Below are 15,218 nucleotides of genomic sequence, written 5' to 3'. Positions count from 1 at the left end.
CGCAACAGCGCGCCGGGCCGCAGCGCATCCCACGACCCCCGGAGCCCTTCATGGGACGTTATGTGATCCGGCGTCTGCTGCAGATGATCCCGGTCTTCTTCGGCGCGACGCTGCTGATCTTCCTGATGGTGAACGTGATGGGCGACCCCATCGCCGGCCTGTGCGGAGACCGGCAGTGCGACCCGGCGACGGCCGCGCAGCTGCGCAAGGAGTTCGGCCTCGACAAGCCGGTGTGGCAGCAATACCTGACCTACATGGGCAATGTCTTCACCGGCGACTTCGGCACCGCCTTCAACGGGCAGCCGGTCACCGAACTCATGGCCGAGGCCTTCCCGGTCACCATCCGGCTCACCCTGGTCGCGATCTTCTTCGAGATCGTCATCGGCATCACGCTGGGTGTGATCACGGGCCTGAAGCGCGGCCACCCCGTTGACACCAGCGCGCTGGTGCTCACCCTGGTGGTCATCGCGATCCCGACCTTCGTCATGGGTCTCGTCGTCCAGCTGGTGCTCGGCGTCGAGTGGGGCGTCATCAAGCCGGCGGTCTCGCCGGAGGCACCGCTGGACGAGCTGATCGTGCCCGGTCTGGTGCTCGCCTCCGTGTCCCTCGCGTACGTCACCCGGCTGACCCGGACCTCGATCGCCGAGAACGCCCGCTCCGACTACGTCCGTACCGCGAAGGCGAAGGGGCTGCCCAGAGGCCGGGTGATCAGCCGTCATCTGCTGCGCAACTCGCTGATCCCGGTGGTCACCTTCATCGGCACCGACATCGGCGCGCTGATGGGCGGCGCGATCGTGACCGAGCGCATCTTCAACATCCACGGCGTCGGCTACCAGCTCTACCAGGGCATCGTCCGCCAGAACACACAGACCGTCGTCGGCTTCGTGACCGTCCTCGTCCTGGTGTTCCTGCTCGCGAATCTGCTCGTCGACCTGCTGTACGCCGTGCTCGACCCGAGGATCCGCTATGCCTGATCCGCAGTACGACGACGGGGGCGCCATCGCCGCGACCGGCATGGGCGCCGGGATGGACCTCGCCACCAGCGAGGGCGGGACACTGGAGAAGACGCCGGGCGGTCCCCTCGGCACCGGGCCCTCGGAGAAGCCGCGCAGCCTCTGGTCGGACGCCTGGCGCGATCTGCGGCGCAATCCCGTCTTCATCATCTCGGGCCTGATCATCGTCTTCCTGGTGATCATCTCGATCTGGCCGCAGCTGATCGCCTCCTACAACCCGCTCCAGTGCGACCTCGCCAAGGCCCAGCAGGGCTCCCAGCCCGGTCATCCCTTCGGCTTCAACGGCCAGGGCTGCGACGTCTACACCCGCACGGTCTACGGCGCGCGGACCTCGGTCACCGTCGGCGTCTGCGCCACCCTCGGCGTCGCGCTGCTCGGGTCCCTCCTCGGCGGTCTCGCCGGGTTCTACGGCGGCGCGGGCGACGCGGTCCTCTCCAGGGTCACCGACATCTTCTTCGGCATTCCCGTCGTCCTCGGCGGGCTCGTGTTCCTGTCGGTCGTCTCCAGCACCACGGTCTGGCCGGTGGTGGGCTTCATGATCCTGCTCGGCTGGCCGCAGATCTCGCGTATCGCGCGCGGGTCCGTCCTCACCGCCAAGCACAACGACTACGTCCAGGCGGCGCGTGCGCTCGGCGCGTCGAACTCCCGCATGCTGCTGCGGCACATCGCGCCCAACGCCATCGCTCCGGTCATCGTCGTCGCGACCATCGCGCTCGGCACCTACATCTCGCTGGAGGCGACGTTGTCCTACCTCGGCGCGGGACTGAAGCCGCCGACCGTGTCCTGGGGCATCGACATCTCCTCCGCGTCGCCGTACATCCGCAACGCGCCGCACATGCTGCTCTGGCCGGCCGGCGCGCTGGCGGTCACGGTGCTCGCGTTCATCATGCTCGGCGACGCGGTGCGCGACGCCCTCGACCCGAAGCTGCGCTGAGGAGCCCCGCGATGAGTGCCGCGATGAGTCCCGAGCCGCCGCCCGCCGCGAGTGGCGAGCCGCTGCTCGACGTACGGGACCTGCACGTGGAGTTCCACACGCGCGACGGCGTCGCCAGGGCCGTCAACGGGGTCAACTACTCCGTGCAGGCGGGCGAGACCCTGGCGGTGCTCGGCGAGTCGGGCTCCGGGAAGTCCGTCACCGCACAAGCGATCATGGGCATCCTCGACATGCCGCCCGGCAAGATCACCGGCGGCGAGATCGTCTTCCGCGGAGAGGATCTGCTGAAGCTCAAGGAGGACGACCGGCGGAAGATCCGCGGGGCCGGGATGGCCATGATCTTCCAGGACGCGCTCTCCTCGCTGAACCCGGTGCTCAGCGTCGGCGACCAGCTCGGCGAGATGTTCGTCGTGCACCGCGGAGCGTCGAGGAAACAGGCGCGCGCCAAGGCCGTCGAGCTGATGGAGCGGGTCGGGATCCCCGGGGCCAAGGAGCGGGTGACGCAGTATCCGCATCAGTTCAGCGGCGGTATGCGGCAGCGCATCATGATCGCCATGGCGCTGTCGCTGGAGCCGGACCTGATCATCGCCGACGAGCCGACGACCGCGCTGGACGTCACCGTCCAGGCCCAGGTGATGGACCTGCTGGCGACGCTTCAGCGCGAGCTGAACATGGGCCTGATCCTGATCACCCACGACCTCGGCGTGGTCGCGGACGTCGCCGACAAGATCGCGGTGATGTACGCGGGCCGGATCGTCGAGACGGCCCCGGTGCACGACATCTACAAGGCCCCGGCCCATCCGTACACGCGGGGTCTGCTCGACTCGATCCCGCGCCTGGACCAGAAGGGCCAGGAGCTGTACGCGATCAAGGGCCTGCCGCCGAACCTGATGAACATCCCGAAGGGCTGCGCCTTCAACCCGCGCTGCCCGATGGCCCAGGACGTGTGCCGGACCGACGAGCCACCGCTGTACGAGGTCTCGCAGGACCGCGGAAGCGCCTGCCACTTCTGGGAGGAGCAGCTCAATGGCTGAGGCGATCCTGGAGGTCCGCGACCTGGTCAAGCACTACCCGCTCACCCAGGGCATCCTCTTCAAGAAGCAGGTGGGCGCGGTCCGTGCGGTGGACGGCGTCGATCTCGACCTGATGGCGGGCGAGACGCTCGGCATCGTGGGGGAGTCGGGCTGCGGAAAGTCCACGCTCGCGAAGATGCTCGTCCATCTCGAGCAGCCGACGGCCGGCTCGATCCGCTACAAGGGCGACGACATCACCAAGCTGTCCGGGCGCGCGCTGAAGACGGTCCGCCGGAACATCCAGATGGTGTTCCAGGACCCGTACACCTCCTTGAATCCGCGGATGACGGTCGGCGACATCATCGGTGAGCCGTACGAGATCCATCCGGAGGTCGCCCCGAAGGGCTCGCGCCGCACGAAGGTCCAGGACCTGCTGGACGTGGTCGGGCTGAACCCCGAATACATCAACCGCTATCCGCACCAGTTCAGCGGCGGCCAGCGGCAGCGGATCGGCATCGCGCGCGGACTCGCGCTCCAGCCGGAGATCATCGTCGCGGACGAGCCGGTCTCGGCACTCGACGTCTCGGTCCAGGCGCAGGTCATCAACCTGCTGGACAGGCTGCAGACCGACTTCAGCCTCAGTTACGTCTTCATTGCGCACGACCTGTCGATCGTCCGTCATATCTCGGACCGCGTGGGCGTGATGTATCTCGGCCGGATCGTGGAGATCGGCAAGGACGAGGAGATCTACGACCACCCGACGCATCCGTACACCCAGGCGCTGCTCTCGGCGGTCCCGGTGCCGGACCCGGAGGCGCGGGACCGCCGGGAGCGGATCATCCTGCACGGCGATGTCCCCTCCCCGGCGCACATCCCGTCGGGCTGCCGTTTCCGCACCCGGTGCTGGAAGGCGCAGCAGCGGTGCGAGCTGGAGGTGCCGCTGCTGGAGATCCCGGCGGAGTTCCGGCTCATGGAGGGGCCCATGAAGCACGCGTCGGCGTGCCATTTCGCTGAGGAGAAGCATGTGGTGCCGCCGACTCCCGCGGAGGACGAGGAGTGACCGCAAGGGATGCGGACGGCGGGCGCGGACGGCGTGGCAAAGTACAATAAATGCCCATCAATTTCGTTAACAAGCAGGCAACTTGACCGTCTCGGCTCCGATATACGAACGGGCCACGCTGAACAACGTACGGCCGTGCGGGTGCCGTAGACCGGCCGGGGTTCGCCATGTGGCTCCGGCCGGTCGCACAGCGCCGCAGACGCCCTTTCCAATCCCTCCGCACCCATGCAGGATCGCAAGGGTGACTCTTACGCGGGGGGCCAGGATCACCGGAGCGGCGCTCTGCGCCGCGCTCGCGCTGATCGTGGGCGGCTGGATCGTCCGGGACCTCGGGACGGTCGACCATCCGCTCGACCTCTGGCGCTTCTGGGCCGGCGCCGGCCCCGGAATCGGCCTCGGCCCCGGTCTCTCCCCGCCGACGACACTGCTCGAGGACCTCCTGCTCTTCGCGGTGTACGTCACCGTCTCCATCGCCGCTCTCCGCTCGTCCGTCGCGAGCGCGGCACTGGTCGCCGCGGGAGTGATCACCCTCGCGTTACGGCTCCCGGGGCTGTGGGTGCTCAGCTCCACGTGGATGGGGATCGCGGCCACGGACGAGTTACGGGCCCGTGCGCTCTACGCGACCTTCGCGTCGCTCGCGCTCGGCGTCGGCCTGCTGATCACAGCCGTCGCAGGCCGGTCGGGACGGCCGGGGCAGGCGGGCCGGACGACGGCGACCCGGCCGCGCGGGGGCGTACGGGCGCTCGCGTTTGTGCTCCTCGTCGTGTCCGCGGGCGTACTGGCGGCCTGGGAGATCCACACGGCAGTCGAATACCGCGGCACGGACTACCTCGACCGGTTCACCGGCAGCGCGGCCGTGATGCTGCCGGTGTTCGGGATTCCGCCGGGCTGGCTGACCCTGGTGACGGTCGTGCTCGCGCTGGTCGCAGGCTTCGGCGCGCTGGTCGGCGCGGTCTTCTCCCGGCCGCTCGGGCTGGTGGCGGGAGTGTTCGTGCTCGGCGTGGGCGGGCGCGGCCTGGACGTCGCCGTACGCAACGATCTGATCGCGCGCCTCGGCGATCTGCCGGCGCGGCAGCAACTCCAGGTGCTGTCCTGGCTGTTCGAACTCGTGGCGGGTGCGGTGCTACTGATGGCACTGGCGCGCCGCGGCGAGCCCGACCCCGACCCCGAACCCGAGTACGGCTACGGCTACCCGCACGCGGGCAGCCCGCCGCCGCCGTCCTCACCGCCGCCCGGCTGGTGACCGGGACCGCCGACCACCACCCGAGCTAACGCAGGCCCAGGCTCCGCTTCAGGAAGTCCACCTGAAGGAGCAGCAGGTTCTCCGCCACCTGCTCCTGCGGAGTCATATGGGTCACTCCGCTCAGCGGCAGCACCTCGTGCCCCCGGCCCGCGGCCAGCAACGCCGACGACAGCCGCAGGCTGTGTGCCACCACCACATTGTCGTCCGCCAGACCATGGATGATCATCAAGGGCCGCGCCGGATTCTCCGGGGCGGTCAACCCGTCCTCCGTCACCAGCGAGTTGGCCGCGTACACCTCCGGCTGCACCGCCGGATCCCCGAGATACCGCTCCGTGTAATGCGTGTCGTACAGCCGGAAATCCGTCACCGGGGCGCCCGCCACCGCCGCATGGAAGACATCCGGCCGCCGCAGCACCGCCATCGCCGCCAGATAACCCCCGTACGACCAGCCGCGGATCGCGACCCGCTCCAGATCCAGCGGATACGAACCCGCCAGCGCGTGCAGCGCGTCGATCTGATCGTCCAGCGTCAGCGGGAAGTTGTCCCGGACCGCCTTCTCCCAGCCGGGCGAACGGCCCGGCGCGCCCCGCCCGTCCGCGACGATCACGGCGAAGCCCTGGTCGGCGAACCACTGCGAGGTGAGATACGGATTCTGCGCGGCATAGACGCGCTGGCCGTGCGGCCCGCCGTACGGATCCAGCAGCACGGGCAGCGGCCCGTCCGACTCACCGTGGCCGGACGGGAGAAGCACCGCGCACGGAATCCGCCGCTCGCCCGCCTCGCACAGCCGCGGTCGCGCCGTCAGCACCGGCTGCTCCGCGTACGAGGCCACCGTGGCGACGGCCTTGCCCTGCCGCAGCACCTGCACGCTCGTGCCGCTCACCTCCGTACGCGACGAGGCCAGTACCGTCACTCCGCCGGAGCGCACCGCCGTGTGCACACCAGGACCCTCCGAGACCCGCTCGATCCCGAGCTCATTGACCCGGTACACATGGATCTCGCCGACCTCCGGATCCTTGGCCTCCTCGCCGGCCGCCGCGGACACCAGCACATCGCTCTCGCCGATGTCGAGCACCGCCCGCAGCTGCAACTGCCCGCCGGTCAGGGCGCGGTCGCCGACCGCAAGCACCCGCGCGCCGCCCTCGTCCGCGATCCGTACGAGCCTGCCGTCCGGCGCCCAGGCCGGCACCCCGGGAAAGAGATCCAGCCACACCGGGTCCTCGTCGACATGCACGGTCCGGGTGGTGCCGGTCCGGGTGTCCACGGCCAGATGGAGCTGGGTGCGCTGGTCCCGCGACTGGACGAGCAGCAGCGGAGCGCCCGCGTCCGACCAGTGCACATGGGCCAGATACGGATAGCGGGACCGGTCCCAGTTCACTTCCGTACGGTCGCCGTCCAGCGTGACAAGAGACAGCCGTACGTCCGCGTTGGGCGTTCCGGCCGACGGATACGCGACCTGCTCCGGCTCCCGGTCCGGATGGGCGGCGTCCGAGATCCACCAGCGCCGGACCTCACGCTCGTCCACCCGCGCCACCAGCAGCCGGTCCGACTCCGGCGACCACCAGAAGCCGCGTGAACGGCCCATCTCCTCGGCCGCGATGAACTCGGCGACGCCGTACGCCGTGTGTTCGTCCTCCGGCTCGGCGAGCGCCCTGTCGCCCTCGCCCTCGGCGCCGGTCACCCGCAGCGCGCCACGCGACGCATAGGCGACGAAGCGGCCGTCCGGCGACGGCCGGGGGTCGATCACCGGTCCGGGCACGCGCAGTTCGCGCGCGGTCCCGGCGCGCAGCTCGGCCGCGTACAGCCGCCCGGAGAGTGCGAAGGCCGCCAACTCGACCGCGCTGTCCACCGCGTAGCCGACGATGCCCGCCGATCCTTCGCGGCTGCGCTCCCGCCGCGCCCGCTCCTCGGCGGAGAGCCGCTCGCTCGCGCTGCCCAGCAGGGCTCCGGGATCGGCGGCCAACCGCTCCTCGGGACGGCCGGACTCACCGTCGAGATCGAGTACCCACAGCCGGCCCGCGCGATCGGTTCCGGAGCCGGACCGGAGGAACACCACCCGGGCACCGTCGGGCGACACCGTGAAGGCGCGGGGGGCGCCAAGGGTGAAGCGCTGGGTCCTGGCGTACTGACGCGGGAAGGAGAGCTGAAGCCTCGTGGTCATGCGACCGAACCTAGCGTTCGTGCGCCCCCGTGTGCTGCTGTGCACCGATCAATGCGTTGGTACGGATAGTTATGATCCGTAGCGCAAGGTGGGTAGGAACCCACTGGCACATGCGACCTGCCCGTCCCGACCGAATATCTGTGGAGGTGAACCGCCGTGGCACTCTCGATTTCGGCGGTGGTGCTGCTGGCGATCGTCGTCTTCCTGCTGATCCGGAAGTCCGGGCTGAAGGGAGGGCATGCGGCGGTCTGCGTGTTGCTCGGGTTCTATCTCGCAAGCTCGTCCATCGCCCCCACGATCAATGAACTGACCACCAATGTCGCCGGGATGATCGGCGGCATCAAGTTCTAGCGCCGCGGCCGCCGTGAATCCGTAGGCTGTCCCGTATGAAGGATCTTTCCGCCGGTCGTCTCCTGCTGGTGCATGCGCACCCCGACGACGAGTCGATCAACAACGGCGCGACGATGGCTCTGTACGCCGGCGCCGGCGCCCGGGTCACGCTGGTGACCTGCACCCTGGGGGAAGAGGGCGAGGTCATCCCGGCAGATCTCGCCCATCTCGCGGCCGACCGCGAGGACCGGCTCGGTGCGCACCGCATCGGTGAACTGGCCGCGGCGATGAAGGAGCTCGGCGTCACCGATCACCGATTCCTCGGCGGGCCCGGCCGTTTCAGGGACTCCGGGATGATGGGCGTCGAGCAGAACCGTCGCGAGGGCGCGTTCTGGAACACACCGGTGGACGAGGCCGCTCCGTATCTCGTCGAGATCATCCGTTCGGTGCGTCCTCAGGTGCTCGTCACGTACGACCCCGACGGCGGTTACGGACATCCCGACCATATCCAGACCCACCGGGTCGCAATGCGCGCGGCCGAACTCGCCGCGGAGCGCGCGTTCCGCCGCGATCTCGGCTCGGTGCACAGCATCGACAAGATCTACTGGAACCGGGTGCCGCGGCCGGTGGCCGAGGAGGGCTTCGCCCGGCTGCGCGCCGCGGGCGGAACGGACTTCCCGGGCATCGCATCGATCGACGACATTCCGGGTGTGGTGGACGACTCCCGTATCACCGCGGAGATCGACGGCACGGACTACGCGGAACGGAAACTGGCGGCCATGCGCGCCCATGCCACCCAAATCGCCGTGGACGGCCCCTTCTTCGCACTCTCCAACGATCTGGCACAACCGGTCTTCGCTACGGAGTACTACGAGTTGGCGCAGGGCAAGCCGGGTGGGCCGGACGGCGAGCGTGAGCAGGATCTCTTCGCGGGAGTTGCGGCATGAGTGGTTCGTCGGGTGCAGGGCTCGGACTGACGTCGAAGCCGGTACGGATCGCCGCGTACGCCGGACTGTTCGTTCTCGGCGCGCTGGTCGCCGTCGCGGGCTCGCTGGTCCAAGGCGCCTGGTTCCCGGGCGGGTTGCTGCTCGCGCTGCTGGCCTCCGCCGGGCTCTTCTACGGCTCTTTGCGGGCGACCGGCACGCAACTGGGAGTCGTCGCGCCGGCCGCCGGGTGGCTGGTGGCGATCGTGCTGCTCAGCCTCGGACGGCCGGAGGGTGACGGTCTCTTCCCGGCGGGCATCGGGCCGCTGGTCTTCATGCTCGGCGGCATGGCCGTCGCTGTGATGTGCGCCACCATGGCGCGGCCCCTGCAACCGGGCGGCGGACCCGGCCGACTTGGCAGATAAGGGACCCGCGGGACCCCCGGCAACCAGCCGGTACGGCGGACGCCTAGGGTGGGTCGCCCCGAGCGGTGGGAGCCCGGTGAACTGACCATGCCCGTACGGTCGGCGGAATGGCGCTTTCCACAGTCGCGGGGTGAGTATCCGCGGCGGACAGTATGGTGGTGCGCGCCCGCCGAGCCGCCCGCAGAGTAGTTATCCAGTAAGAACGGGCGGCGGAGCCAACCGGGAGAACCTGCTTTGAGTCGTGAAACTGACAGTTCGTCCTCCGGCCCCCAGGGGCGCGGTGGAGCCGCGTACCCCTCGGGAACACCGCCGTACGGATCCCGCCAGTATCCGTCGCTGCATCCCACGCAGGACGCTCCGGACGAGGCGGCCGTCGCCCCTGCCCCCGAGCCGAAGGCGGACGAGCCCAAGACCGAGACCACGCTGACCACGCGAATCCGGATCAACATCCCGGGCTCGCGGCCGATCCCTCCGGTGGTCATGCGTACTCCGATGAGCGATGTGGACGCAGCGGCTGCCGCCGCGGCGACGGCCGCTTCGTCGTCACCCGCAGGTTCCTCTGCGGGGTCCTCCGGCGAGAGGGAGAGCGAGCGGACGGGCAGCACACCGCGGCCCGACGCGGCGCGGGACTCCTCCGGGCCGGCTGCCGAGCCGCCGGCGGAGGAGAAGACCAGCGACTGGTTCGCGCCGCGGAAGCCTGCGGCGGCGGCACCGCCGCCCGAGGGCCCGGCTGCCGGTTCGGCGAACGGTGGCGGGCCGGGCGCCGGTCTGCCCTACTTCTCCGACGCGTCTCGGCCCGGCGGCTCGCTGAGCGATCTGGCGGCGAACGCGGAGGCCGCGGGCCCGGGTTCCGGTCCTGGTTCCGGCCCCGGCTCCGACGCGAACGGCTTCGCTCCTCCTCCTGGGAGCGGCACACCGCCGCTGGGCGTACGCCCGCCGACCGGCCCGACCTCGGGCCCGGTCAAGGGCAGCATGCCGATCCGGCCCCGCCCGAGCGGCCCGGGAGCAAGCGGCCCCGGCGGACCCTCGGACTTCGGCGGCCGTCCTGGCGGCCCGGGTGTCCCAGGCGGCCCCGGTGCCATGGGCGGACCTGCCGGTCCCGGTCCAGGCGCTCCCGCAGGTCCCGGCGGACCCGCCGGGCCGCCCCGGATGTCCGACGACACCGCCGTACTGACACCGCAGAAGCCCGCCCCCGACCCGGTCGCCAACCCCGCGCCCGGTCCCGGCGGCCATGTCTCCGGCGACACGCTCACCAGCGGCATCCCCGTCGTCCCGCCGGAGCACCGCTCGCCCTCGCCCTTCACGCCGCACGGCAGCCCGCAGTCCGGACCGGGCACGGGCCCGAACCCGATCCTGGCCCAGGGCCTCGGCCTGCAGGCGGCCCCCGAGCCCGACTTCTCCGCACCGGAGTTCCCGGGCCGCCCCGGCGGCGGGCCCGCGCCGGTGCCCGGCCCTGCAGCGGCCCGGCCGGCTCCGGCTCCGGCTCCCGCACCGCGCTCCGCGCCGCCCGCCAAGAAGGGCCGTTCCAAGCTGATGCTCGCGGGCGTCGGAGCGGTCGGCCTGCTGGGCGTCGCGTACGGAGCCGGGCTGCTGCTGAACCACTCCGAGGTGCCGAAGGCGACCACGGTGCTCGGCGTCGACATCGGCGGCGGCACCAAGGAGCAGGCGGTCGGCAAGCTCGACAGCGCGCTCGGCAAGCGCGCCGCCTCGCCGCTCCAGCTCTCGATCGGCGGCAAGAAGGAGCAGCTCGCTCCGGACAAGGCCGGGCTCTCGCTGGACAGCCAGGCCACGATCCGTAACGCGGCGGGCAGCGACTACAACCCGGTCTCCGTGATCGGCTCGCTCTTCGGCGCCGAGCGCGTCGAGGAGCCGGTGTTCCTCGTCGACGAGGAGAAGCTGAGCGTCGCGCTCACCGACCTCGCCGGCGTCTCGGGCTCCGCCACCGAGGGCACGATCAAGTTCGTACCGGGCAAGGTCGTCCCCGTACCGGGCAAGGCGGGCAAGGCGCTGGACGTCGGCCGTTCCATGATCTCGGTGAAGGACGCGTACCGCGCCCAGGTCCAGTCCGGACGGCCGAACCTCGTCGAACTGCCCGTCGCGACGCGCGAACCGAGCATCACCCAGGCGGAGATAGACCGGGCGATGAAGGAGTTCGCGGAGCCCGCGATGTCCGACCTGATCACGATCAGGGCGGGCGGCAAGGAGATCAAGTTCGGCCCGGCCAGGTCGCTGCCGAAGATCCTTTCCATGAAGGCGATCGACGGCAAGCTGGTCGAGTTCTACGACAAGAAGGCGATCGACGAGCTGCTCGACGGTGTCTTCGACGGCGTCATGATCACAAAGGGCGACGGTCAGAAGCACCAGCTGTCCGCGGACGACGTGGCGCAGGCGATGGGCAAGGCGCTGCGCGGCAAGACGACGGCTGAGCGTACGACGGAGATCTCGCTCAACCCGAGCTGACGCAGGCCAGGACCGGAGCCCCTGCCCGCGGAACCGCAGACCGCGACGGGCAGGGGCTCTGTCGTGTCCGCTCGGCCCGCCGGGGCCGCGGCTTCGGCACTCAGTTCAGCATGGCCCGTGCCGCCCGCGCCCGGCCCTTGATCGCGTCCGCCGCTGCCTGGTCCACCGCGGCCACCACTTCCGCGTACGCGTCCAGCTCATCCGCTCCCGTCAGGAACTCGCCGCGCTGGACGAGCAGTTGAGCCCGCTCGTAGCGCAGCCGTGCCGGATGGGAGGGCAGCAGCAGGCACAGGTCGACCGCCCACAGGGCGACGTCCGTGCGTTCCGGGCGGGCCGCCGCCCAGGCCCGGATGTTGTTCAGGATGCGCACCAGGACGTCCAGCGGATCCGCCGGCGTCAGCATCGACGGGTGGAGCGGCGCGCCCGTCGCGCCCGCGACGAGGAGTTCCGCGTCAGGTCCGGTCAGCAGCCGGCCGCCCGCGAAGGGGTCCACGAGGACCTGCTCGTCCATGGCGTGAGGATCGCCGAAGCCGACCACGAAGTGGCCCGGGAGCGCGACCCCGTACACATGCGCCCCGGCGCGCCGCGCCACCTCGATCCAGACCACCGAGAGCAGGATCGGCAGTCCGCGGCGCCGCCGCAGCACCTCGTGGAGCAGCGAGGACTCCAGGCGCTGGTAGTCGCCGGGCGTGCCGCGGAAGTCGTGGCGGCCGCCGAGGACGTCGGCCACGGCCGTGGCCCAGGCCCGCGGGTCCTTGATGCCGAAGGGGAGAAGGCCGGCCAGCCGGTCCAGCTCGATCTGGGCCGCGTCCACGCCCGCGTCGTCCAGCGAAGGGTCCGCCACCGTGCCGATCAGCAGGCACAGCGCGGCGAGGTCGGGCCGCTCGGAGCGGGCCTCCTCGGCGAACTGGCGCCGCCGGCCGCCAGGTGTGACGGGGGGTTCGTCCTGCATACGCGATTCGTACCCGCTTACGCCGATCGGAAGTAGTGGTATCGGTGATGGGTCACAAAGCCCATGCCTTGGTAGAGCCCATGCGCACCGTCGTTGTCGGTCTCCACCTGGAGCCACGCCGCCGACGCGCCCTCCTCCAGCGCGCGCCGCGCGAGCGCGGTCATCACGGCCGTCGCCAGGCCCTGACGCCGGTACGCGGGGTCCACCTCCACTGCCATGAAGCCCGCCCAGCGTCCGTCGACCACACACCGTCCGATCGCCGCCAGGTCTTCACCCTCGCCGGGTACGGAGGCGAACCACACCGACGGGCCGCTGCCCAGTACGTGCAGCACATGTGGGCCGGGCACATCGAACCGCTGGTAGCGGCGTAGCCACGCCTCGTCCAGGCTGCGCGCGAGCCGGACCCGCGCCACGTCCGCGTCCAGGTCGCCGACCGCGGCCAGACTGCAGATCCGTACGTCCGTCGAGACCTCGCGCCGCCAGCCGTGCGTCTCCAGCTCCGCGCAGAGCTGCTCCTGCGTGCCCGCCGCGCCGGTCGCCGCCTGGATGTACGCGGGCAGGTCTCGCTCCTCGTACCACGCACGCACCCGGGCCAGCGCCTCATCCAGCGGCAGGCCGGGATCGCCGAGCGGCAGCACCGAGTTCGCCCGCCGGGTGAACCCGGAGGACGATCGCAGCTCCCAGTCGCCGAGCCGCTCACTCTCCACCGGCTGCCAGGCACGCGCCGTGACCCGCGCGAGCTCCTCGAAGTCCGCTGCTGGGCCCCTCCGCCGGGCCGGTGCCGCAGGCACGACCTTGCCCGCCACCAGGGACGATTCCGGGATGCGGACAATTTCTCCGGTCCGCCGTGTGATCACCAGCACACCTTCGGTCCATGATGTGAGAACACCAACCGTGTCGGTGAACTTCTCGGCCCCTGCCGAGGAGTCAGCAGTACGTCTGACTGATACTCGTTTACCCACGTCAATAGGTGTAATACGGACCTTGAGCCGTCCGCCGCCGGTGAATTCCACAGGTCTGCGAGCCCCTCCTGTTCGGATCGTGCCCAGGAACGGAGATACTAGGGGTGGGCATCGACGACGCCGCGCTCCCGCGCAATGCCAGCCCTACCGAGGAGGAACGACAGCGTGACCTACGTCATCGCGCAGCCTTGTGTCGACGTCAAGGACAAGGCGTGCATCGAGGAGTGCCCCGTCGACTGCATCTACGAGGGCTCCCGGTCCTTGTACATCCACCCGGACGAATGCGTCGACTGTGGTGCTTGTGAACCGGTCTGCCCGGTCGAGGCGATCTTCTACGAGGATGACACTCCGGAGGAGTGGAAGGACTACTACAAGGCGAACGTCGAGTTCTTCGACGAGCTCGGTTCGCCCGGCGGTGCTTCCAAGCTGGGCCTGATCGAGCGCGACCACCCCTTCATCGCCGCACTGCCGCCGCAGAACCAGTAGTACGCGAAAGGCACGTGCGCCACCCGGTCCCGTACGGTTCGTCGTCCGTACGGGACCGAAGCGTTTGCCCGACGTACGAAAGCCGACGCATGACAGTCGACGTACGAAAGAGAGAAGTTTCGTGTCCGCAGTCTCTTCGCGCCTTCCCGCCTTCCCCTGGGACAAGCTCGAGCCGTTCAAGGCGACGGCCGCGGCCCACCCCGACGGGATCGTGGACCTCTCCGTCGGCACGCCGGTCGACCCCGTCCCGGAGCTGATCCAGAAGGCCCTCGTGGAGGCCGCCGACTCACCGGGCTATCCGACGGTGTGGGGCACGGCCGAACTGCGGAACGCGCTGACCGGCTGGGTGGAGCGCCGGCTCGGCGCCGTCGACGTCGCGCACACGAACATCCTGCCGGTCGTCGGCTCCAAGGAGCTGGTGGCCTGGCTGCCGACCCAGCTGGGCCTCGGCCCCGGCGACCGGGTCGGCTACCCGCGGCTCGCGTATCCGACGTACGAGGTCGGCGCGCGCCTCGCCGGCGCGGAACCCGTCGTCTACGACGACCCGACGGAGCTCGACCCGGCCGGGCTGAAGCTCCTCTGGCTCAACTCGCCGTCCAACCCCACCGGCCGTGTGCTCGCCAAGGAGGAGCTGATCCGCATCGTCGCCTGGGCCCGCGAGCACGGCGTGCTGGTCTTCAGCGACGAGTGCTACCTGGAGCTGGGCTGGGAGGCAGAGCCGGTCTCGGTGCTCCACCCGGACGTCTGCGGCGGTACATACGAAGGCATCGTCGCCGTCCACTCGCTCTCCAAGCGCTCGAACCTGGCGGGCTACCGGGCCGCGTTCATCGCCGGTGACGAGCGCGTGCTCGGCGAACTGCTCCAGATCCGCAAGCACGGCGGCATGATGACGCCGGCCCCGGTGCAGGCCGCCACGATCGCGGCGCTCGGCGACGATGCGCATGTCACAGAGCAGCGCGCGCGGTACGCGGCCCGTCGCGTGGCGCTGCGTACGGCACTTGAGGCGCACGGCTTCCGGATCGAGCACAGCGAGGCGAGCCTCTACCTGTGGGCGACGCGCGACGAGCCGTGCTGGGAGACCGTGGCGCACCTGGCGGAGCTCGGCATTCTGGTCGCGCCCGGCGACTTCTACGGGACGGCCGGGGAGCGGTTCGTGCGGGTGGCGTTCACCGCGACCGACGAGCGCGTCGAGGCCGCGGTCAAGCGCTTGGCCTGAGGACTCACTCGTCGATCCGCTGCGGCGGAGGACGAACACA

General features: G+C 70.4%; 14 protein-coding genes. 11 read left to right on the top strand and 3 right to left on the bottom strand.

From position 1 onward, the window contains the following. The first annotated feature begins 50 nt into the window (after positions 1-50). From ACH4YL_RS09600 to ACH4YL_RS09580, 5 genes are all read left to right on the top strand, one after another. A complete protein-coding gene (locus ACH4YL_RS09600) occupies positions 51-974 on the top strand; it encodes an ABC transporter permease (RefSeq protein ID WP_398506399.1) in 924 nt (307 codons plus the stop codon). Then, entirely contained in the window at positions 967-1,947 is a 981-nt protein-coding gene (locus tag ACH4YL_RS09595; RefSeq protein WP_398506398.1) for an ABC transporter permease, read from the top strand. Before ACH4YL_RS09600 ends, ACH4YL_RS09595 begins: the two co-directional genes overlap by 8 nt. An 11-nt stretch (positions 1,948-1,958) precedes the next feature. Then, positions 1,959-2,981: an ABC transporter ATP-binding protein gene (locus ACH4YL_RS09590; protein WP_398506396.1), complete on the top strand. Its 1,023-nt coding sequence runs from the start codon at positions 1,959-1,961 to the stop codon at positions 2,979-2,981. Further along, entirely contained in the window at positions 2,974-4,020 is a 1,047-nt protein-coding gene (locus ACH4YL_RS09585) for an ABC transporter ATP-binding protein (RefSeq protein ID WP_398506394.1), read from the top strand. The genes ACH4YL_RS09590 and ACH4YL_RS09585 overlap by 8 nt, the downstream gene beginning before the upstream one ends. 241 nt (positions 4,021-4,261) lie before the next feature. After that, positions 4,262-5,263 carry a hypothetical protein gene (locus tag ACH4YL_RS09580; RefSeq protein WP_398506393.1) on the top strand — a complete coding sequence of 334 codons (1,002 nt, stop codon included), beginning with the start codon at positions 4,262-4,264 and terminating at the stop codon, positions 5,261-5,263. Positions 5,264-5,288: 25 nt separating this feature from the next. On the opposite strand, the gene ACH4YL_RS09575 is transcribed toward ACH4YL_RS09580, so the two are convergent. Continuing rightward, positions 5,289-7,424, bottom strand: coding sequence for an alpha/beta fold hydrolase (locus ACH4YL_RS09575; protein ID WP_398506392.1), 2,136 nt, complete (start codon positions 7,422-7,424; stop codon positions 5,289-5,291). Between the two features lie 156 nt (positions 7,425-7,580). Here ACH4YL_RS09575 and ACH4YL_RS09570 point away from each other — a divergent pair, with 156 nt between their 5' ends. From ACH4YL_RS09570 to ACH4YL_RS09555, 4 genes are all read left to right on the top strand, one after another. After that, positions 7,581-7,775 carry a hypothetical protein gene (locus tag ACH4YL_RS09570; RefSeq protein WP_398506391.1) on the top strand — a complete coding sequence of 65 codons (195 nt, stop codon included), beginning with the start codon at positions 7,581-7,583 and terminating at the stop codon, positions 7,773-7,775. Between the two features lie 35 nt (positions 7,776-7,810). Further along, entirely contained in the window at positions 7,811-8,701 is an 891-nt protein-coding gene (gene mshB, locus ACH4YL_RS09565; RefSeq protein ID WP_398506390.1) for an N-acetyl-1-D-myo-inositol-2-amino-2-deoxy-alpha-D-glucopyranoside deacetylase, read from the top strand. Further along, positions 8,698-9,102 carry a DUF6113 family protein gene (locus ACH4YL_RS09560; RefSeq protein WP_398506388.1) on the top strand — a complete coding sequence of 135 codons (405 nt, stop codon included), beginning with the start codon at positions 8,698-8,700 and terminating at the stop codon, positions 9,100-9,102. The genes mshB and ACH4YL_RS09560 overlap by 4 nt, the downstream gene beginning before the upstream one ends. A 234-nt stretch (positions 9,103-9,336) precedes the next feature. Next, positions 9,337-11,562: a hypothetical protein gene (locus tag ACH4YL_RS09555; protein ID WP_398506387.1), complete on the top strand. Its 2,226-nt coding sequence runs from the start codon at positions 9,337-9,339 to the stop codon at positions 11,560-11,562. Between the two features lie 100 nt (positions 11,563-11,662). Here ACH4YL_RS09555 and ACH4YL_RS09550 read toward each other — a convergent pair whose 3' ends face one another. Together ACH4YL_RS09550 and ACH4YL_RS09545 are read right to left on the bottom strand one after the other, a co-directional pair. After that, complete coding sequence (locus ACH4YL_RS09550; protein WP_398506386.1) at positions 11,663-12,514, bottom strand: tetratricopeptide repeat protein; 852 nt, start codon at positions 12,512-12,514, stop codon at positions 11,663-11,665. 17 nt (positions 12,515-12,531) lie between these two features. Then, a complete protein-coding gene (locus ACH4YL_RS09545; protein WP_398506384.1) occupies positions 12,532-13,527 on the bottom strand; it encodes a GNAT family N-acetyltransferase in 996 nt (331 codons plus the stop codon). A 114-nt stretch (positions 13,528-13,641) separates the two neighbouring features. Here ACH4YL_RS09545 and fdxA point away from each other — a divergent pair, with 114 nt between their 5' ends. Further along, positions 13,642-13,962 (top strand): ferredoxin, encoded by a 321-nt coding sequence (gene fdxA / locus ACH4YL_RS09540; protein WP_018089397.1) that lies wholly within the window; start codon positions 13,642-13,644, stop codon positions 13,960-13,962. Between the two features lie 121 nt (positions 13,963-14,083). After that, positions 14,084-15,178, top strand: a complete 1,095-nt coding sequence (locus ACH4YL_RS09535) for a bifunctional succinyldiaminopimelate transaminase/glutamate-prephenate aminotransferase (RefSeq protein ID WP_398506383.1) — start codon at positions 14,084-14,086, stop codon at positions 15,176-15,178. Positions 15,179-15,218: the final 40 nt, after the last annotated feature.

This window comes from Streptomyces sp. NPDC020681 (assembly GCF_044334895.1).
Taxonomy (GTDB): domain Bacteria; phylum Actinomycetota; class Actinomycetes; order Streptomycetales; family Streptomycetaceae; genus Streptomyces.
Note: the sequence above shows the minus strand (reverse complement) of the source record. Positions and strands in the feature narration are given on the sequence as shown.

Excerpts from the sequence above, each read along its gene's own strand:
- ACH4YL_RS09600 (WP_398506399.1), top strand. The coding sequence starts at position 51 with ATGGGACGTTATGTGATCCGGCGTCTGCTGCAGATGATCCCGGTCTTC.
- ACH4YL_RS09595 (WP_398506398.1), top strand. The coding sequence starts at position 967 with ATGCCTGATCCGCAGTACGACGACGGGGGCGCCATCGCCGCGACCGGC.
- ACH4YL_RS09590 (WP_398506396.1), top strand. The coding sequence starts at position 1,959 with ATGAGTGCCGCGATGAGTCCCGAGCCGCCGCCCGCCGCGAGTGGCGAG.
- ACH4YL_RS09585 (WP_398506394.1), top strand. The coding sequence starts at position 2,974 with ATGGCTGAGGCGATCCTGGAGGTCCGCGACCTGGTCAAGCACTACCCG.
- ACH4YL_RS09575 (WP_398506392.1), bottom strand. The coding sequence starts at position 7,424 with ATGACCACGAGGCTTCAGCTCTCCTTCCCGCGTCAGTACGCCAGGACC.
- mshB (WP_398506390.1), top strand. The coding sequence starts at position 7,811 with ATGAAGGATCTTTCCGCCGGTCGTCTCCTGCTGGTGCATGCGCACCCC.
- ACH4YL_RS09560 (WP_398506388.1), top strand. The coding sequence starts at position 8,698 with ATGAGTGGTTCGTCGGGTGCAGGGCTCGGACTGACGTCGAAGCCGGTA.
- ACH4YL_RS09550 (WP_398506386.1), bottom strand. The coding sequence starts at position 12,514 with ATGCAGGACGAACCCCCCGTCACACCTGGCGGCCGGCGGCGCCAGTTC.